Source organism: Paenibacillus sp. J22R56 (genome assembly GCF_056269375.1).
Window position 1 is genome coordinate 307,820 of sequence record NZ_JBWDNV010000001.1, and the last position, 19,852, is coordinate 327,671.

General features: G+C 49.6%; 11 protein-coding genes. 1 reads left to right on the plus strand and 10 read right to left on the minus strand.

Translation table 11 applies throughout. The annotated features are described in order from the left end of the window. Positions 1 to 21 precede the first annotated feature (21 nt). The 3 genes from AC0YNT_RS01360 to ald form a co-directional block, all read right to left on the minus strand. Positions 22 to 7,419, minus strand: coding sequence for an S-layer homology domain-containing protein (locus AC0YNT_RS01360; protein WP_475802999.1), 7,398 nt, complete (start codon positions 7,417 to 7,419; stop codon positions 22 to 24). A gap of 39 nt (positions 7,420 to 7,458) precedes the next feature. Further along, positions 7,459 to 8,643 carry a HupE/UreJ family protein gene (locus AC0YNT_RS01365; protein WP_475803000.1) on the minus strand — a complete coding sequence of 395 codons (1,185 nt, stop codon included), beginning with the start codon at positions 8,641 to 8,643 and terminating at the stop codon, positions 7,459 to 7,461. Positions 8,644 to 8,863: 220 nt separating this feature from the next. Further along, a complete protein-coding gene (ald, locus tag AC0YNT_RS01370; RefSeq protein WP_475803001.1) occupies positions 8,864 to 9,991 on the minus strand; it encodes an alanine dehydrogenase in 1,128 nt (375 codons plus the stop codon). A 126-nt stretch (positions 9,992 to 10,117) separates the two neighbouring features. On the opposite strand from ald, the gene AC0YNT_RS01375 reads away from it, so the two are divergent. After that, complete coding sequence (locus tag AC0YNT_RS01375; RefSeq protein WP_475803002.1) at positions 10,118 to 11,731, plus strand: PucR family transcriptional regulator; 1,614 nt, start codon at positions 10,118 to 10,120, stop codon at positions 11,729 to 11,731. A 5-nt stretch (positions 11,732 to 11,736) separates the two neighbouring features. Here the strand turns inward: AC0YNT_RS01375 and AC0YNT_RS01380 are convergent, their stop codons facing one another. The 7 genes from AC0YNT_RS01380 to AC0YNT_RS01410 all read right to left on the minus strand — a co-directional run bounded on the left by AC0YNT_RS01380 (position 11,737) and on the right by AC0YNT_RS01410 (position 19,838). Beyond that, positions 11,737 to 11,967, minus strand: coding sequence for a hypothetical protein (locus tag AC0YNT_RS01380; RefSeq protein ID WP_475803003.1), 231 nt, complete (start codon positions 11,965 to 11,967; stop codon positions 11,737 to 11,739). Between the two features lie 26 nt (positions 11,968 to 11,993). Further along, positions 11,994 to 13,424: a dihydropyrimidinase gene (hydA, locus tag AC0YNT_RS01385; RefSeq protein WP_475803004.1), complete on the minus strand. Its 1,431-nt coding sequence runs from the start codon at positions 13,422 to 13,424 to the stop codon at positions 11,994 to 11,996. 3 nt (positions 13,425 to 13,427) lie between these two features. Next, the gene (preA, locus tag AC0YNT_RS01390) at positions 13,428 to 14,729 is read right to left on the minus strand and encodes an NAD-dependent dihydropyrimidine dehydrogenase subunit PreA (RefSeq protein WP_475803005.1); all 1,302 of its coding nucleotides are present in this window, start codon (positions 14,727 to 14,729) and stop codon (positions 13,428 to 13,430) included. Between the two features lie 92 nt (positions 14,730 to 14,821). Next, positions 14,822 to 16,177, minus strand: a complete 1,356-nt coding sequence (locus AC0YNT_RS01395; RefSeq protein ID WP_475803006.1) for an NAD(P)-dependent oxidoreductase — start codon at positions 16,175 to 16,177, stop codon at positions 14,822 to 14,824. A 29-nt stretch (positions 16,178 to 16,206) separates the two neighbouring features. After that, positions 16,207 to 17,088: a nitrilase-related carbon-nitrogen hydrolase gene (locus AC0YNT_RS01400; RefSeq protein ID WP_475803007.1), complete on the minus strand. Its 882-nt coding sequence runs from the start codon at positions 17,086 to 17,088 to the stop codon at positions 16,207 to 16,209. Next, positions 17,081 to 18,355, minus strand: a complete 1,275-nt coding sequence (locus AC0YNT_RS01405; protein WP_475803008.1) for a M20 family metallo-hydrolase — start codon at positions 18,353 to 18,355, stop codon at positions 17,081 to 17,083. The genes AC0YNT_RS01400 and AC0YNT_RS01405 overlap by 8 nt, the downstream gene beginning before the upstream one ends. Before the next feature lie 427 nt (positions 18,356 to 18,782). Continuing rightward, complete coding sequence (locus AC0YNT_RS01410; RefSeq protein WP_475803009.1) at positions 18,783 to 19,838, minus strand: ABC transporter substrate-binding protein; 1,056 nt, start codon at positions 19,836 to 19,838, stop codon at positions 18,783 to 18,785. Positions 19,839 to 19,852 lie beyond the last annotated feature (14 nt).

The following is a 19,852-nucleotide window of genomic DNA, read 5'->3' on the forward strand; positions in this document are numbered from 1 at the left end:
AAGAGACATTTCCTAATGACGTTAGATAAAATTTACAAATTCCAGTAATCGTTTCAGCATTACGGCTGCTTCCGCACGAGTAGCTTTGCTGTCTGGAGCAAAGTTTCCTCCCGTTGTGCCTTCGATGATTTTTGCATCAACGGCCTGGGCTACCGCTTGCTTCGCCCAATCTTCGATAGATGCCTTATCTTTGAAAGCATTCAATAGTTCTGTACCGTTGGCTGACGGCTGTTTACCCGTAAAGACAAGGGCACGTGAGATCATAACTGCCATTTCTTCGCGAGTGATTGAAGCGTTTGGCTTGAAGCTGTTGCCTTCATAACCTTTTACAATGCCTGCCTTCACAGCAGCGCCAACAGCACCTGCGAACCAGTCTTTGCTGTTTACATCCTTGAAGGATGCTGCAGCCTGATCTTCGGAGATACCAAGTGCACGCACAACCATAGCAGCAAATTCTGCACGAGTTACAACAGCGTTAGGAGCAAACTTATCATTGCTTATGCCTTTGACAATCAGCTTAGATGCCATCAGCTCAACGTCTGTTTTCGCCCAATGGTTATTCAGATCGCTGAATGTCTTGCTCAATTGAGCTACTGCATAGACACTATTGCCAGTACGTTTGATGGTCACAATCGTATGTCCGTTTTCCGTCTTGAAGGTTGCCGGTACGAATGTAAATTCGCCAGTCGCCTCGTTGTACATCACAGCTGTGGACTGCGAAGCATCCACGGACTGATTGATGTCGATTGTACGGGATACATACGTTGTACCGAAATCATGAATCTCTTGCTTATTGCCGTTAGATTGAAGGAATACACCGAACTCAACTGGAGTACCAACCAGCTTGACGCCAGCTTTAGTCGCTTTATCCTTCATCGTTGTCGACAAAGTGCTGTCTACAGGATTAATGGTGATAATGAGCGACGCATCGGTTCCTATGGTCGATGGCAGGTTAAGCGCACTGATCGGCAGATCATAACTTGCGTCACCGATTTTAACCGAAATCGTCAGATTCGGAGCTTTCTTCAATGCATCAAGCAGCACACGTGCTGGCAGTTCTGCACTTACAGCTTGCGTGGAATCTGTCGTAATCTCAATCGTTTGACCGCTTTGTCCCGCAATCATATCGATTGCTTGGTTAAGCGTCTTGACCGGTACGGTTAATGCTGAACCGGATGTTGTACCTTCAAGGCTGACTCCATTTGAAGTTTTAACTGGTGTTTGTCCACCATTGCCGGAGCCGCCGCTAGGAACTTCAACTGGCGGGTTCGTACTGGAATCGGCTGTTGTTTTACCGGTCGCCGATGGTCCATCCGTACTCCAATTTTCGAAGATGTCTCCTGCTTCCACTTTGAACGTGTATGCTGTTCCAGGTGTCAATCCCGTAACTTCATAGGTCGTAGCCTTGCCTGTAACCGTCGCAAGTTCTACATTATCTTTATAAACTTTGTAGGTCTTTACAAGTACTTCATCAGATGCTTCAGACCAGGTCAGCTTCAGCGATGTTTTGCTGATATCCGATATGGACAAGCTGCCACTCGTCCATATTGGAGCCTGTTCGTCATTCGTCAATATTTTGAAAGTAACCGATGGCCCGTTAGTGCTCCAATTGCCACTAGCGTCTCCTGCTTCTACTTTGAAAGTATAAAACTTATTAGATTCTAGATCTCCCACGACGTAACTCGTGTCCGTTACTGCGGCAAGTTCTACATCGTCCTTGTAAACTTTGTACTGAGTTACACCAACATCATCAGAAGCTCCTGTCCAGGTTAACTTCCGACTATTATCCGTGCCTGCAACAGGAAAGACCATTATGTCGCCATTGGTCCATGTAGGAACCGTTTGATCGGCATGATCAGCAGCGGTTTTACCAGTCGACGATGGTCCATCCGTACTCCATTTGCCTGATGCATCTCCTGCTTCCACTTTGAATGTGTAGGAAGTATCAGCTGTAAGTCCAGTCACTTCGTAAGTTGTATCGGATACAGTCGCAAGCTCCACATTATCCTTGAACACTTTATACTGCGTTACACCAACATCATCAACTGCTCCTGTCCAGGTCAGTTTCAGCGATGTTTTGCTGACATCCGATACAGACAAACTTCCGTTTGTCCATGTTGGAGCTGTTTGATCAGTTACTGCGGTGCCCGTCGTAAAGCTCCAAATATCCGACAGAGCTTTACCTGTATAGGCATCTTCTGCTGCTGCATACCATTGGTACTTGGTATTGGCGTTAAGACCACTCCACGAAGTGGAAGCCTGTTCACCGCTTGCTACTTTCTCCACCTTGCCTATCGGCTGATCGGAGTAGACATTTACGCCCATATAGTCGGTCGCAACGCGCTTCACTTGTGGTGAAAGGTCAATATCAATTGCGAATTCTTCTTGTTTTGTCGTATCGCTTGGATCGTAGAAATTATAGTCGTCCATATAAGGCGAGTATGTTTTTACATACATCTTGTCATTGGCAATATCAAACTGAAGAAGCTTGATATAACCTTGTCCGCCTTCTGGGCCGCCTTGATAGTCGGACAGCATTTGATAGACTTTACGGTCATTTACACCGTCACCGTTATCATCAATTTCACTGACAAGCAGCTTCGAATCATGATAATGGCCGGATAAGACCGCAAATACGTTTTTGTTTTTTTGCACAACTTCTTCAAAAATCTTATCCGCAATCGGAGCCCGGTTGCCGGATACAAGCAGGAATTCATGGAAGTTCAGAATTGCCTTGCGGTTCGGATATTTCGCCAGCACTTCATTCATCCAGTCGATATCTGAGTCGCGGATACCCCAGCCCATGTAGACCATGATAAAGTCATTGCCGTTCGAGGAAATAAGATCATAGTGACCACGGTTGTTATCGAGGGAACCGCCGTAAGTCGGCTGATCCTCGAAACGGTCTGCACCGAAGTAATTCCAATAGTAATCGTAAGCGCCAAGCTGATGGTCAACATCATGGTTACCGGCAAGTACACCGTACGGAATGTCCGCATCTTCCAGCACCTTCATGTCTTTATCGGCGCGCTGCCATTGAATTTCTTTATCCGCTTCGTCGACGATATCGCCGGTATGGATAACATATTTAATCTTATCTTTCTCTTTGTTAGCGGCAATCCAGTCTACGATATTTTCATAGATATTAGGATAGCTTTCCGAATAATATTGCGTATCGGACATCCAAGCAAATGAGAAGTCATAGTTCTCTTGACCCTCTTGGTCCTCTTGGTCCGCTTGTGCAGCAGGCAGTTCATCCTGCACCATCACTTGCAGCGTTTGATTGTCCGCATATTCTCCCGCCATTACCCAAGCACCAAGTGTAAAATCTTCCGTGCCTGCAACGGTGCTGTCCACGCTAATCCATTTCTTCTCGGAAGGACTCCATACGTACATGCTTACTTTACGGCCTTCAAGCGAGTTGCCTTTCCAGCTTAGCTCGATCTGGTCCGTAGCCTTCACCGAAGGATCTAGCTGTACCTGGAATCGCTGATAAGGAAATTGCTCGGTGGAATCATCAGTCAGATATTCACCGTCAACTGCGCTGATCTTGCTATAGTCGTCTGCCGTCATTGCTTTCTCCCCGGCAGGAGCTACTTCCTTCGGAGGCTCAACATCCGCAGCGTTGCGGAAGCCCAGAAGACCTTCCTTATTCGCCCCGTCATACTTGAAACCACGGAAGAAGGAAACATCCATTTTGTCATTCGTAGGATCTTTTACTTTTACAGACAATACCGGGTTCCGGTCTACTCCAGTTCCTACGTCAGTAGGAGATACGAGCTCCGGCTTGAGCGGATTCTCGTCCGGTACGGAGAATTTCACTTCTTTCTCTACTGTATTGCCGACTTTATCGGTTGCCTGGATTTTGAATACATGCTCTCCGCCAGTCAAATCCTTGGAGGATGTTGCATAAGGGAGCTTAATTGGCGTTTCATCCAACCAGCCCTGTACCTTGTCCAAGCCGGATAAAGCATCTTGTACAGTCGCATCAATTGTGAATGGACCGCGGTATTCTTTACCTTCCTCAAGGGAAGATGTAATTACCGGTGCCGTATTATCTACTTTGACAACGACCGCTTTCTCGCCAAACTCCGAATGGCTGACTTTAACGGTATGTTCACCGTCGGAAAGCTTAGTCGTATCAAGAGCATAAGCCTTGGACGCAAGCAGCTCATCCGAAATATTGAAGTTGAAGTCTACAACCGGATTTTTACCGGCACTGTCACCCATAGGGATAACGGTATCTCGATTTTTATACCGATCGTCGAAGATTTCTGTACCGTCTGCAAATACCAGTCTTACATTACGGACAGTGAAATCATCTTTATTCTCTTCCTTACGGTCATCAAACGGCGAGGCCTTTGTACCCGCTCGGATAGAGATAATATTGCTTCCGCCCTTCAGACGTTCCGCCGCAATAGGTACCGTCAGAGTTGTATAGGTATTAATGGGATCTAGGAAGATCGACAAGATTTCGTCGCCCATCGTAACACCGTTCTTAAAGTAATAGTTGACGCCATTCGCTTCATAAGCGAAATACGCATCTTGTTCAACAGCCGTGTACGTTCCTTCTGTCGCTTCCGTTTGGTCAACCGACAGATGAAGCTCGGAGGCTGGTGCATCTTCAGCAGTCGCTTTCAGTACCTTAATACCTGCCAGGAAATCCCCATCCTTCAGATTAAGACGCAGCGGAGAATGATCCGTATTGCCCTTTATCTGAGTACGGTATTTGTCCGATGTCACTTCGTTCTGGCCGTCGGAGACAACATAATAGTATTCGATGTAATCGCGTCCGATCAGTTCAGGCGAATAGATCGTGTAGTGATATAGCGTATCATCAAAGCTTTCTGCCAGGTAGCGTTTCGTATATTGAGCATCAAGATTGCTCTTATAATACAAAGCTACCGATTTCACGTTATTCTCGTCATGCGCTTCCGCTTTGATCGAGAGATTTTGTGCTTTATCGATTTCCGGTGTATTCGTCAGATCCTTATAAGTAGGACTCGTTGTATCTAGTGGAGTCTTAACGGTAATCTGAGGTACTTGAACCGGCGCTACGGAGCCTGGTGTTGCTGCTTCCTTGCCGGCGCTATATTTAATCATCTGCGAGCTGCCAGTTGGTGAATATTTGTAGAAAATGCCTTTGTTCGCAACGGTTTCAGCGTCCGTATCGTAATATGTAGACGAAATTTCTGTCTTTGTATTGGTGGCAATAACAATCCCGCGACCACCGCCGTTTGCCATGCCGTCGCTGTAGATCTTGACGATATCGGTGCCTTCTACCAGATTGGTACCGTAGAGAGCATTGAAGTCAGCAACGGTTTGTTGCTTATTCTGGCTGTTAATAATCCAGAACACTAACGTTTTTTTCGAAGGGATCAGTACTTCCTCCGGAGTTGATGGCCAAATGACATCAGCATCCGGTCCCGAGGCCGTGTATCTGTATTGAATTTTGTAGTCTTTGAAGTTAATCGTTTTATCTGTATTATTGTAGATCTCTACAAACTCATAACCATCTGCTGAGCCTACGTTTGTGGAATCCGGAACAACTTCCGTTACCATCAGCGGTGGAAGTTTATTAAAGTCAACATTTCCAAGCTCTATCGTTACCGTGAAAATACTCGATTTCATCGTATCGGTTCCATCATTTGCTTGAATGTAGTATTGCAGCTGCGAATCGGTAAAAGCTTCCTTCGGAACGTTAGCTGAGAACACATTGTTCTCTCCGGCTGTCATTGGAACGGAAGTGTAGTCCGCTGCATCGCCTACTTTGTAGAACAACGATGCTGTAACGATGTCGCTGTCAGGATCAGCAATGGTTGCCTGCACAGTCAGGTCATTGTCGATGCTGCCTGATGCAGGAGGAGTATGCGTGATGACAGGCAGTTCATTAAAGGCTGGAGCCGGCTGCTGCGGAAGCAGAGCTGCTTCGACAGTACCCGGAGTTGCTGCATTGACACCTGCGTTAAACAGCTTCATCTTATTGGTGCCATCTACCGGATATTGATAGAAAACCCCCTTGTTCACAACAGTCTGAGCGTCGGTCTCGTAGAACGCTTCGGCAATTTCCTTGCCCGTCTTTGATGCGATGACGATCTTGCGCTGGCCGCCATTCGCCATGCCATCGCCGCCATCAATGCGGAACAGGTTTGTATTTTCTACAAGGGACGTTTGATAGTTGGCGTTAAAATCTTCTGCTTTCAGATCTTTATTAGCACCATTCATTACCCAGAATACAACATTGCTTAGAGGAGGAATAACCGTCGTACTCGGCAGCTCCCATACTCCGTCTGGTTTTGTTGAATCCGTATATCGATAGAGAAGCTTGTAATCACTGAGTGAAACTGGACGAGTCGTATTGTTATACAGCTCTACAAACTCATAAGCATCCCAGTCTTTTCCACTCACGTTTATGTTTGTTGAATCCGGTACAATCTCCGTAACGAGAAGACCAGGCACTTTTGTAAAATCAAAATTATGTTGTTCAATAGCCACTGTATAGGTGGACGACTTCACATGATTTACGGCATCCGCTGCTTCAATATAATACTGCAGCTCGGTTGTGGTAAGAGAAGCTTTTGGAATAACCGCAATGAAGGTCGAGCCCTCCGTATTGGTCATCGGTACTGAGGTAAATGCAGCATCCGACGGATTTTTGTAATAAACAGACGCCGTTGCCGTATCATCCGCATCGGTGATTTCCGCGGAAATGGCCAGATCTTGTTCACTATCGCCCTCTGTTACCGGTGTATGGTTGATGACTGGAGCCTGATTAACCGGACCTTCCGGGAATTGATAATGAACAGACGGGATTTGTCCTTCTGCCAATGTTCCTGGAGTTGGAGCGGACTTTACTGCAAATTTATCGGTTTGCACACCACCTGCTGTTGGCAGCATGTAGTGGTCGCCAAGGCCCTCTGCAATTTCCGTTGAAGCCTTATAACCTGATTTAGAGATTTCCACGCCTTGGCTGTTCTTAATAACAACCGTTCGGTCGTTGGTGTTATGGAAGCCTGAGAATCCAGCGACGTTAACGAGTTGACTGTCGGTCAGACTTACTCCATATTTTGAGTTAAATTGTTCTACGCTCAGGTTTTTGGGATTGTACCAAAACACCATCACCTGCTCTGGATCAAGCGATTTCTCGCCAAATGTAAAGGTCAAGTCTGGTGTTGTAGTTGGATAATCATAAATAAATGTATAATCGTTCAAACGAATGGTTTTATTCGAGTTGTTATATACCTCGAAAAACTCATAGTCATCATCGCCATCCACGTCAGGATGTATTTCCGAGACGAACAACTCCGGTACAGTATTCTCCTCTGCCGCAGCAGCGACACCAATCGATGACAGCATGCTCATAAGCAAGCTGGCTAATAGAACGCTAGAGATCCATTTCTTGTATCTCTTGCTTAACATAATAGGAAACACTTCCTTCTGATTGAATATAAAGCCGGATTACATTTTAAAATTTGAAATAAGGCGCTCGATGAGCCAATATAATCCCATCAGGCCGACAATGGAGGAAGCACCGTACGCCCACCATGCTTGGCGGTTGCCGGTCATCACCTTTCGGATCAGCCAGAGAAGTGGTATGACGATTGCCAGAACAGCAAGCTGGCCGATCTCTACACCAAGATTGAAAGAGAAGAGCGGCAGAGCAATATTGCCCGACATCGTCCCATGCAGGATTTCGGCAAAACCGAATCCATGCACCATGCCGAACAGAACAGTGACAGCTAGTCGTTTTTTCTCGGTACTCGCGCCATCTTTTTTGCGGAAAATATTCTCAAAGGCTACGAATACGATACTTAATGCAATAAGAGGCTCTACAATAAGAGGTGATAACGACGCCAGGTCCAGCGCAGATAATACGAGTGTAATGCTGTGTCCGATCGTAAAAGCTGAGATCAGCTTCAGCATCGTCCAGCCGCTTGCACCTGCTGCAAGGATAAGACCACATAAGAACAGCAGATGGTCAGCACCTGACCAGATATGCTCCATGCCCATTGTGATGTACTCTTTCAGTACGCTTGTCCAAGAGGATGAAGTTGTAATAGGCTTCTGTTCCGAATCGCCAGCTGCTGCTGTATCCGTTGTACCGGCGTCCGCACCATGATAGCCCTCCATCTGAAGGATGTTGTTGGAGCTGTTAATGACTTGCACGATGGACTGCTGTCCCATTCGGATCGTTGCATAACTGCGATGATCCGGGTTGGTGCCGTCATAAAAATTATATTGAACCATATACCGGTCGACTGGTTCTCCGAAATCATAGTTGATGTCGATCTCGATCATCGGCATTTTTGCTTTTTCCGTCTTCTTCGCTGCGAGTACTGTTCCGGCGCCAACCTTACTGTTGCCCGTGACGATCAGTCGGTCATGAACCAGCGCGGTCAGAATCTCATGACTGCCTGCAAACTCGCTTTCCGAAATTTTACCGTCCCCGTCCTGATCAATCGCAGGTAGCGCTTCGATAAGCTCCTTCTCCAACAGGAACAGGTTATATTCCAGACTTTTGTCTTTAACGGTAATATCCGAGAACCCCGTTGAACTAAAATGTGCTTCAGCCGTCCCACCAAGTATGGTGAAAAACACCCAAAAGGCAGCCAGCATTGCCCCTGCTTGTACGCGAATTTTCACTTATGTCTCCCTTCTCCCTATTCTCTGGTTTCGTTCTCTCTATCTAGCGAATGACAAGTCATACCTAGTGATTATAGAGTTCTATTGTTTATAGAACGTAAATCATAGATTAAGAGATTGTTGAGATTAGTGAAAGGAGATGAAAAAGAGCCCCCTTCGCAGGGAGCTCAGTCCTTCACAGTTGCTAAATTACTCGGCAACCAGCCTTGCGGGGCTTACCTTAGGCAATCGAAGAGTTCAACAGTTCGCGCACGTTAGTGTAATCCATCTGATGCGCGGCGGCGACGGCTTCATGGGTGATGAAGCCGTCCATGGCGTTAACGCCACGGCGGATCGACTCGCTGGCAGCGAGCGTCTCGCGGACGCCGCGGTCGGCGAGCGCAAGTGCATAAGGCAGCGTCGCGTTGGTTAATGCCGCTGTGGCTGTATACGGCACAGCACCTGGCATGTTGGCTACAGCATAATGCAGGACACCAAACTTCTCGAATACCGGCTCAGCATGCGTCGTGATTCGATCAATCGTCTCCACGCTGCCGCCCTGATCAATTGCGACATCTACAATAACCGAACCCGCTGGCATCGAGCGGACCATCTCTTCCGTCACGAGCTTTGGTGCTCTAGCGCCTGGAATAAGCACGGCTCCAATGACCAAATCCGACTCTCTTACAGCTTCCGCGATCTGCCTCGAATTCGATGCTAGAGTCTGCACCCGTCCGCCGAACCGATCTTCAAGCGCCCGCAGCCTGTCAGCATCACGATCAATAATAGACACTTCGGCGCCAAGTCCAAGCGCAATCTGGGCTGCCCCCGTCCCAACTACGCCGCCTCCAATAATGGACACGCGTCCTTTTTTCACACCAGGAACACCACCAAGCAGAATTCCCCGTCCTCCATGTGCTTTCTCCAGAAACTGTGCGCCAACTTGCGCCGCCATCCGGCCGGCAATATCGCTCATCGGGGTAAGCAGCGGGAGCTGACCATTTGCCAATTGTACCGTTTCGTAGGCTATGGCCGTTACCTTTTGCCGTGCCAGTGCTTCTGTCAGCTCCCGCTCCGCAGCAAGATGCAGATAAGTGAAGAGCACCAGCCCTTCACGGAAATACATGTACTCTTCCTTGAGTGGCTCCTTCACTTTTACAACGAGATCCCTTGACCAAGCCCCTTCCGCATCTGGAACAAGAACCGCACCTGCTGCCCGGTACTCTTCATCCAGTAATCCGGAAGCAGCCCCAGCCCCGGTCTCCACAAAAACGCTATGCCCATGCCTGACAAGCTCTTGTACACCACCGGGTGTTAAGGCTACTCGATGCTCCGATCCTTTTCTCTCTTTTGGAACGCCTATCTCCATATACGCTCCCTCCCTTTCTCCTATCCCTCTCTACGCCGCACGAACATTGCCTATGAAATCTATCCTCTTGTATAATGAAGGAAAACTAGATTCCCCCACTACTCCAAGCTAGGGCGGTGAATGTCCATGGTTGAAACGTTGATGCAGCTAACCGTTAGAGACATCTTGCAGCGCCCTCTGTTTCAGAAGGCTGAAACAATCGCCAGCGAAGAAGCGCTGAATCGCACCGTTCGCTGGGTCCACATTATGGAAGTTACCCAGGTTGGCAAGCTTCTAAGCGGTAATGAGCTGATTTTATCCACCGGCATAGGCTGGCATGATGACGAAGAGCTTAGTCTATCCTTCCTGCAGCAGCTCATCGACTCCGGTGCATCCGGCCTCTGCATCGAGCTTGGCACCTACACCAAAAAGCCATCCGACACCATGATCGAGCTGGCTAAACGCGAGAACTTTCCTCTCCTTTTTTTCCACGAGGAGGTTCGTTATATCGATATTACCCAAGACCTGCACGCCTACTTCATTCATCAGCATCACCGTATGGTTTATGAACTAGAGGCACTCTCAACCAAGCTGAACCAGCTCCTTCTCTCAGGAAAAGGCATTATGCCGCTGCTCAAGCTTCTCCACCACACGACCGGCGCCCAAGTCGCCTTCTTCCCTCTTAACGCTGAAGCTGAGTTTATGCCTCATATGCCACGTGCCAAAGCAGATGCTTTCTACGAGCAGTGGATTTACGGCGAAATGTTCGCTACACCTGTTCTAAAACGTGGTCTCGCCCATCGTCCCATTCTTGCTCTTGATCACCTGTTCGCCGATCTGCTGCTGCAGTCTGATCAGGAACTGAGTGAATTTCAGATTCTAGCTCTCGACCGCTGTGCTACTGCCATCGCCCAAGAGATGATGCGCACCAAGTATATGGAGGAGAGACGGCGCTACAAGGACGAAATGTGGGTGACAGATTGGCTGAGCGGCAAACATGCGGACAAAGAGGTGCGGGAGTATATCAGCTCTATTAAGCCGGCTGCCAAGCTGTATGGCCTAACCGTCTGCGTGTTCCGATTAAACGTCAAGCTGGCGGAATGGAAAGAAGGCGAAGAGCTTCTTATGCAGAAAAATATGGTCGCCCGCGCCATCTTCGAAGGCGAAGGCTATCTCCTGCTTCCCGCCGCCCTGCATGACCATATCGTCTTTGTTCTGATTGACCAGATGAAGCAGTTCAAGTGGAAAGAGCGGCTGCTCCGGGCTGTCGAACGCTTGCGAAGAACGGAGCATAATCCGGATACCGCCCTTTTCTCCGGCACACTTGGCATCGGCAAATATTTGACCGACCTTTCCCGCGCACAGGAGGGCTATGAATCTGCACAAGAAACAGTCGCCATTCAGACGGATATTGGCCCCTTAAGCTCTCCTTTTTTCAACGATTTGCATACGTACCGGGTCATCTCAAGCCTTAAGAAGACCGGCATGCTGCCTGCTCTTATTGAGGAATACATAGGACCATTAACACGATACGATCAGGAGAAAAACGGTCAGCTCCTCAAGACGCTCAAAGTATTTCTAGCCCTATCCGGCTCCAAACAAGATGCTGCCCGGGAGCTGTTTATTGTCAGGCAGACCCTTTACCACCGGTTGGAGAAAATAGCTGCGCTGCTTGGCGAAGACTTCCTTGTCGCAGACAAAAGGCTGGCTATTGAGCTTGCGCTGAGTGCATACGAATATACCCATGGAGCCATTCAGTAGCTCCGTTATCCAGCGTCATTCCAGCCTGCTAAAGTGAGCTGCTTGACCACAAGATTGGACATATATTTCCGAGCATCTGCGGAGAGCAGCTGCAAGACAGCACTCTCCCCGCCGGGATGTACAAGCTCAATGGTAGCTCCGCTTAAGTTCTCAACCACGCTATGAATCCTGAACTGCCTGCTGATATAAGCATCCAGCCGTTCTTTCTCTTCCATAAACTCTTGGTAAGCGGACATAAGCGTGCACCTCCATGGGATGGTTTCTACAGCTGCTCTACCGTTTCTTTCGTACCAGTACCGATTGAATTGGTCTGCTTATACGTCAAGCGCTTCAGAAATTGCCCTGTCCCCGCATTCCCAACATAAGTCTGATCCTTAATGACAAATTCGCCGCGTGACAGCACGTTTTGCGGAACTCCACTAATTTGAATACCTTCAAACGGGTTGTAATCTACGTTCATATGATGCGTCTCCGCGGAGATCGTTCTTTCCACATTTGGGTCAAAAATAACAAGATCCGCGTCACTGCCAACCGCAATTGTTCCTTTACGCGGGAATAATCCAAACAGCTTCGCATTACGCGTCGCGACAATATCCACGAACTGATTAAGGGTAAGGCGCCCCTTGGCTACGCCTTCCGAATAAAGAATCGAGAATCGATCCTCTATGACAGGTCCGCCATTTGGAATTTTACTGAAATCGCCGAGACCAAGATCCTTTTGCCCCTTGAAGTTGAAGGAGCATTGGTCGGAGCCAAGCGTCTGCAGCTGGCCGGTAATGAGTGCATTCCAGAGCACCTCCTGATGCTTCTTCTCGCGCAGCGGAGGCGACCATACATACTTGGCCCCTTCGAAATCCGGCAGTGCCAAGTACGACTGATCCAGCATCAAATATTGCGGGCAGGTCTCGCCCCATACATCCACGCCTCGGGTTCTCGCCTCGCTGATCGCCTTCACCGCTTCTGCGCAGGTGACGTGTACGACATACAGCCGCGCTCCAGTCAATTCTGCAAGAGCGGCAGCACGTGCCGTTGCTTCGCCCTCAATGGCTGAAGGTCTGGTCAACGCATGGTAGATCGGATCGGTGTTCCCCTCTGCTAAAGCCTTCTCCACCAGGAACTCAATGACATCACCATTCTCGGCATGTACCATGACCATCGCGCCTAGCTCCTTGGCTGACAGCATCGTCCGGTACAACGTACCGTCATCCGCTTGGAACACATTTTTATAGGCCATAAACACCTTAAACGAAGTAATTCCCTCATCCTTCACGATAGAGGGAAGCTCCGCCAGCACCGCATCATTAATCTCACTGATCATCAGATGAAAGCCGTAGTCGATAACTGCTTTGCCGTCCGCCTTGGCATGCCACTTCTGAAGCGATTCGCTCAGCGGCTTCCCCTTGTCCGTTAAGCAAAAATCAATGACGGTTGTTGTCCCGCCAAACGCCGCAGCTCGAGTCCCCGTCTCGAAATCGTCCGCTGTCACCGTGCCGCCGAACGGCATATCCAGATGGGTATGCGGATCTACGCCGCCTGGAAAAACATATTTCCCTGCTGCATCAACAATCTCTGCTCCGTCAGCTGTTAGTCCGATGCCAATCTGCTGAATGATGCCGTTATCGATCAACACATCCGCCTGATAGGTGTCCGCCGCTGTAACTATTGTGCCGTTACGTATAATTTTTGCAGCCATCGCTTATACCGCCTCCTTGGCGCCGCCCGGCGCTTGATCTGTACCATCAACCGATGCAATCGCCTTCTGACGCTGATTCCAGGACATCGGCAGCTCGCCGGATGGAATCTCTACCATCGAGATCGCCCCTTCTACCGGACATACAATGGAGCACAGGTTGCAGCCAACGCAGTCTTCCTCTCTTACCTTCAGGTAAGCCCGGCCATCGTCGTCCGTGAGACGTTCAATACATTGATGCGACGTATCTTCGCAGGCAATATGGCATTTGTTGCAGACGATACAGTTCTCCTCATGAATCCGGGCGACCACCTGATAGTTCAGATCAAGGTCTCCCCAATCCGAATAACGGGTTACAGACTTGCCAATCAGCTCGGTTACGGACAACAAGCCCTTATCATCCAAATAATTGTTCAGCCCATCGATCATATCCTCAACAATACTGAAGCCGTGATGCATCGCTGCCGTACATACCTGCACGCCTGTCGCACCCATCAGCATAAACTCCACGGCATCCCGCCAATTGGAGACGCCTCCAATTCCGGAGATCGGTACATTCACCTGCGAGTTACGCGCGCATTCGGCTACCATGTTGAGCGCGATCGGCTTCACCGCAGGACCACAATAGCCGCCATGTGCACCTTTTCCACCAACATGCGGGATCGTGTTCCAGGTATCGATGTCGACACCAGCCAGCGAATTGATCGTGTTAATAAGCGAGATCGCATCTGCACCGCCTCGGACGGCGGCCTTTGCTGTTGCTGTAATATCCGTGATGTTCGGCGTCAGCTTTACAATAACCGGCGTCTTCGCTGCTTCCTTCGCCCACATTGTCTGTGCTTCGACAAGATCCGGCTGCTGACCGGAAGCCGAGCCCATGCCGCGTTCCGCCATACCATGCGGACAGCCGAAGTTCAGCTCAAGCCCGTCGACACCAACGGCCTCTACTTTTTTCACAATCTCATGCCACTTCTCGCGTTTTGGCTCAACCATCAAGGACACGACAACCGCATGATTCGGAAAACGTTTTTTCGTCTCGTAGATTTCTTTCAAGTTCACTTCCAGCGGCCGGTCCGTTATAAGCTCGATATTGTTAAAGCCCGCCACACGCTGCCCGTTGAAATGAACGGCCGCGAACCTCGACGAGGTATTGATAATGGGATCCCCCAGCGTTTTCCACACCGCTCCGCCCCAGCCCGCTTCGAAAGCTCGCTGCACCTGGTAGCCTGTATTCGTCGGCGGCGCTGATGCAAGCCAGAATGGATTCGGCGACGAGATACCCGCCAGATTAATGCGTAAATCAGCCATCCTCTTTCCCCCTAAAAAGAATTAGCACCTAAATGGCTGACGTTAGCCATTTGTGGTGATTCTTACTTCGTAAGCATGTGTTTTATTATTAATTAAGCCGTCTCCTCCTGCTGCTTCACAAGCTGCTGATAGATCGCATACGCGGCTTTTTTCCCCTGCTGCGCCGCCGATACGACCATCGCCTCTCCTTGCCCGTCGCCGAAGATCACATCACCTGCCGCGAATACTCTAGGATCCGAGGTTTGGAACGTAACCGGATCAATCGCCACAATCCCGCGCTTGTGCGTCAAGCCAAACTGCTCAACCAGATTGATATGCCGGGTTTGGCCAATAGCAAGAACGACCGCATCAATATCCATAAAAAATTCTGAGCCAGCAACCGGTACTGGCCGAATCCGTCCTTCGCTCTCTTCAAGCCGCACCAAGATACATTCCATCGCCGTCACGTTGCCTGCAGCATCTCCAATAATCCGCTTGGGAGCCGTCAGCCATTTGAATACGACACCGTCCTGCTTTGCAAAGTCATACTCGAAATCATAAGCAGTCATTTCTGCAGAGGTACGACGATAGACGATCGTTACTTCCTCTGCGCCAAGCCGAACGGAGCAAGTCGCCGCATCAATCGCGGTATTGCCTGCGCCGATAACAGCAACCTTTTTCCCGGCAATGTCTGTCCGAATGGACGTCTTGGTTGACTCTACAAAATCAATCGCGTCATACACTCCGGAGAGCCCTTCACCTTCAATACCAAGCTTCGGCACCTTCGACATGCCAATGGCCAGCACTACCGCATCATATTGCTGCCAAATGTCCTCGACGCTGATATCAACGCCAACCTTAGTCCCCGTTCGGATCTCTACGCCAAGCTGCTGTACCTGCTCAACTTCCCATAGTGAAATTTCCTGCGGCAGCCGGAAGGAGACGATACCATACGTGTCCAGCCCTCCCGCCTGCTCCTTCGCCTCGAATACCGTAACGGCAAACCCAAACCGCGCGAGCTCCCTAGCTGCTGACAGGCCTGCTGGACCACCGCCAATAATGGCAACCTTTTTCCCGTTGCTGCGGCCTGCCGTGAACAGCACCTGTTCGTTCTTGATTGCCCAGTCTGTCGCATACCGCTGCAGATCGCCAATCATAATTGGCTTGGATGAATGATTGAGTACACAAGCTCCTTCGCACAGCTCCTCCGTTGGACACACACGCGAGCAGCTTGCACCAACCGGATTCGCCTCCATAATGGTGCGAGCGGAGCCTTTCATGTTGCCGGAGGCGATCTTTTTAATAAAGGAGGGAATATTGATACCTGTTGGACAAGCTTTAATACACGGAGCATCATAGCAATACAAGCAGCGGTTCGATTCCTCAATCGCTTCCTTTGGTCTCATCCCAGCCTTCACTTCGGCAAAATTACGCCTTAATGATTCTGCAGATATAAACGTTGCCGCCATCCGTTCATCCCCCTTTCCAATAGCGCTTATTATAGGTTTATGATGCTGTCGTACGTTTCCGGCCTGCGATCTCGATAAAACTGCCAAATATTCCGCACCTCGCGGATCAACTCTTTGTCCATCACGCCAATAACGACTTCATCTTGATCTCTGCTGCCCATGGCTGCAATAGCACCTCGCGGATCAACCAGATACGACTGCCCGTAAAACTCTCCCATATTCCATGGCGCCTCATATCCAACCCGATTGATTGCCGCTACATAATACCCGTTCGCCACGGCGTGAGCCGGCTGCTCCAGCTTCCACAAATATTCCGAGGTTCCCGCAACCGTGGCCGACGGATTAAAGACAATCTCCGCCCCGTTCAGCCCAAGCGCACGAGCCCCTTCCGGGAAATGCCGGTCATAGCAGATGTAGACGCCAACCTTCGCGAAGGCCGTATCAAACACTGGATAACCCAGATTGCCCGGTTTAAAATAATACTTTTCCCAGAAGCCGCATCCGCCGTCGCCCGCCGCCACATGAGGGATATGATGCTTGCGGTATTTGCCGAGATACGAACCGTCTGCATCAATAACCGCCGCCGTATTATAGTAGCTTGCGATCCCTTCCCGCTCATAGAGCGGAAGAATAATGACGACACCAAGCTCACGGGCAAGCTCCTGGAACAGCTTTGTTGTAGGCCCATTCGGAACCTCCTCCGAAGCGTCATACCATTTGGTCGTCTGTTCTGCGCAGAAATACGGTCCGTAGAAAATCTCCTGCAGCGAGATAATCTGTGCCCCCTTGCCCGCTGCCTCGCGGATAAGCCGGATATGTTTCTCGATCGCCGCCTTCTTATGCACCTCCACCGGCTCATCGCCATGAATATCGTTTGATGCCTGAATTAACCCGATCGTAACTTTACTCATCGATTCCCCTCCGCTTTCCGCTTGCTATATGAAGTGCTGCCCTATATAACAGCTCCGTTCCAATTGCAATATCCTCCGGCGACGAATACTCTTTGGGGTTATGGCTGACCCCTTCCTTGCAACGGACAAAAATCATACTGTAATCGCAGACATACGACATGGTAAGCGAATCATGGAAAGGACCACTCATCAGCTCGGGCAGCGACATTCCCATGCCGGTCGCCTCTTTCCGCAAAATTTCCTTCAGCCATTCCGCGCAATATCGCGGCTCACTGTTTGTATCCTCACGAATCAAATACTGCAGGCTATGCTCATCGCAAATATCCTGAATCGTCTCTAGTAATTGTTGCTCCCTCTCGTTCCGGCGGGAGAGGACGATATCCCGAAGGTCGACGGTAAACGTTACCTTCTCTGGAATGATGTTGCGAGAGTCAGGAAAAACAGATAACGAGCCGACAGTTCCAACCGTTGACGCGCCGTCTTCCAGCCTGACCAGATCATTTAATGCCACGATAACCTTGGCTGCGCCAACAAGTGCATCCCTTCTCATCGGCATCGGTACCGAGCCCGCATGTCCGGCAAATCCGTTAAGCTCAACCGTCCACCAGAGTGGTCCTGAAATACCAGTCACGATGCCAATTGGTGACTCAAGCGATTCCAGCACAGGTCCCTGCTCAATATGAAGCTCTAAAAAAGCGTCAACTCGCCCTTCCTGGAATGTATATCCTTCAAACTCTGCCGGGTCGCAGCCAAATTCAAGCAAGGCTTCCCGGCGAGTTACGCCATTCTTATCCGTCCGATCAAGCTCCCCTTCCTCGAGCTTTCCGGTCATACCACGAACGCCAAATAATCCTTTGTTGAAGCGGCAGCCTTCCTCATCGCAGAAAGCTACTACTTCAATATCCATCTCCGGCGTAAAACCTCTCTCTACCATCGTTTGCACCGTTTCAATAGCACCAAGAACACCAATGGCTCCGTCATAACGGCCGCCGTATGGCTGCGAGTCGACATGAGAGCCAATCATTAACACGGGCAGGGCCGAATTCCGGCCTTTCAGCACACCAATTAAATTGCCAAAAGGATCAATTTTTGCCTTCATCCCCGCTTCTTCCATCCAGCTTTTAACCCGCTCCACACCTGCCCGGTCTTCTTTCGATAAAGCCAGCCTGCACACGCCAGTTTCCCCAATTCGTCCAATCTGTGCAAGCTCCTCAATATGCCGATTTAATCGCTCTACATTAATACTTGCCTGCTGCTCCACACTCATGTCCCGTTCCCTCCCGTCCAGTCTCCGATGACATATAAGTATGTACAATATTAGAATTTATACGGCTAGTCACGCCAAATGAGGACAACCTCCTAGCTGTGATGAACATAGATCCCATTTCGGGAACCGTTAAGGCCCTTTAGGGACCTTAACTCGCTAGCTTCCACCATCCGCAGGCAACTTAAGGTCCTCTAGGGACCTTAAGTTCTTCCGTCTACCACACTTTCAGCACGGAATCGCTACTTTACAGTCATTTAAGGCCCCTTGGGGACCTTAACTCATTAGATTCCATCATCTGCAGGCAACTTAAGGTCCTCCAGGGACCTTAAGCTCTTCTAGTTCCCCATTTTCAGCTCGGAATCGCCGTTTTCTAGACAGTTAAGGCCCTTTAGGGGCCTTAAGCTTCGCCAACTCACTACTGTTGCTGCTAGCTTTTTTCCGCGTCCGCTAGAATCGTCTTATCGATTGCCTTTCCAAGATCTGGTGCAGCCTTGATTAATCCGTATTTGAGGGAGATATCAACGGTCCGCTGTACCGCATCGTCTACAAACGAGCCCACTTGCGTGTCCGTGAATCCTTCCGGCTTCACAAGCTTAGCCATCTCCATCAGCATCGTCGTCTGATGTTCCTTCGTTGTGCTGCCTTCCGTTACGGCCTTCATGACAATATCAACGGATTCTTCTTGATTGGCAATGGCGTAGTTCCAGCCTTTCATCGTTGCACGGATCGCCTTAACCGCCGTATCGCGGTTATCTTTCAGCCAATCCTCCTTCACTACGAGCGTATCCTCCAGCATCCCAACTCCAGCATCTTCGAAGTCGTACACGAACAGATCCTCTGGCTTCACACCACTTTCGAGCACAACATGATACTCGTTGTAGATTGTCGAGATCGCCACATCCAGCTGCTTATTAAAGAACTGATCCATCGTAAACCCTTGCTTCACCAGCTCAACATCCTTTTGCGGATCGAGGCCATTCTTCTCCATAAACGCGAGCACCTGGAACTGCTGGCTTCCCGTCCACATGCCCACCTTCTTGCCCTTCATCTTCTCCGGAGTGTCAATGCCAGACGACTTATCTGCGACGAACCGGTACGAGCTCTTTTGCAAAATTTGTGCGACCGATACGAGCGGCAGCCCATTATCCCGATTCACCAATAAGCTGTCAAAGCTTGTAACGCCAATGTCGGCTGCTCCATTTACGACCTGCTGCTCGATAACGACATCCGGCCCTCCTGGAATGATCTCGACATCCAGCCCTTCCTGCTCGTAGAAGCCCTTCTCCTTGGCGACGAAAATCCCAGCGAACTGCGCCTGCGGCACCCATTTCAGCTGGATCTTGACCTTCGTCAGCGGTTCATTGGACTTTCCCTCATTTACCGACTCAGATGAACTGTTATTGCCGCAGGCGGCGACAATTAGCAGCGCCATGGCGACCGTCAGCGTGGATACTGTCTTTAGGACCCGGTTTCTCTTTCTCATTAGACCAATCCTCT

Coding starts and splice junctions, on each gene's coding strand:
- AC0YNT_RS01360 (WP_475802999.1), bottom strand. CDS start 7,419: ATGTTAAGCAAGAGATACAAGAAATGGATCTCTAGCGTTCTATTAGCC.
- ald (WP_475803001.1), bottom strand. CDS start 9,991: ATGGAGATAGGCGTTCCAAAAGAGAGAAAAGGATCGGAGCATCGAGTA.
- AC0YNT_RS01375 (WP_475803002.1), top strand. CDS start 10,118: ATGGTTGAAACGTTGATGCAGCTAACCGTTAGAGACATCTTGCAGCGC.
- AC0YNT_RS01380 (WP_475803003.1), bottom strand. CDS start 11,967: ATGTCCGCTTACCAAGAGTTTATGGAAGAGAAAGAACGGCTGGATGCT.
- hydA (WP_475803004.1), bottom strand. CDS start 13,424: ATGGCTGCAAAAATTATACGTAACGGCACAATAGTTACAGCGGCGGAC.
- preA (WP_475803005.1), bottom strand. CDS start 14,729: ATGGCTGATTTACGCATTAATCTGGCGGGTATCTCGTCGCCGAATCCA.
- AC0YNT_RS01395 (WP_475803006.1), bottom strand. CDS start 16,177: ATGGCGGCAACGTTTATATCTGCAGAATCATTAAGGCGTAATTTTGCC.
- AC0YNT_RS01400 (WP_475803007.1), bottom strand. CDS start 17,088: ATGAGTAAAGTTACGATCGGGTTAATTCAGGCATCAAACGATATTCAT.
- AC0YNT_RS01405 (WP_475803008.1), bottom strand. CDS start 18,355: ATGAGTGTGGAGCAGCAGGCAAGTATTAATGTAGAGCGATTAAATCGG.
- AC0YNT_RS01410 (WP_475803009.1), bottom strand. CDS start 19,838: ATGAGAAAGAGAAACCGGGTCCTAAAGACAGTATCCACGCTGACGGTC.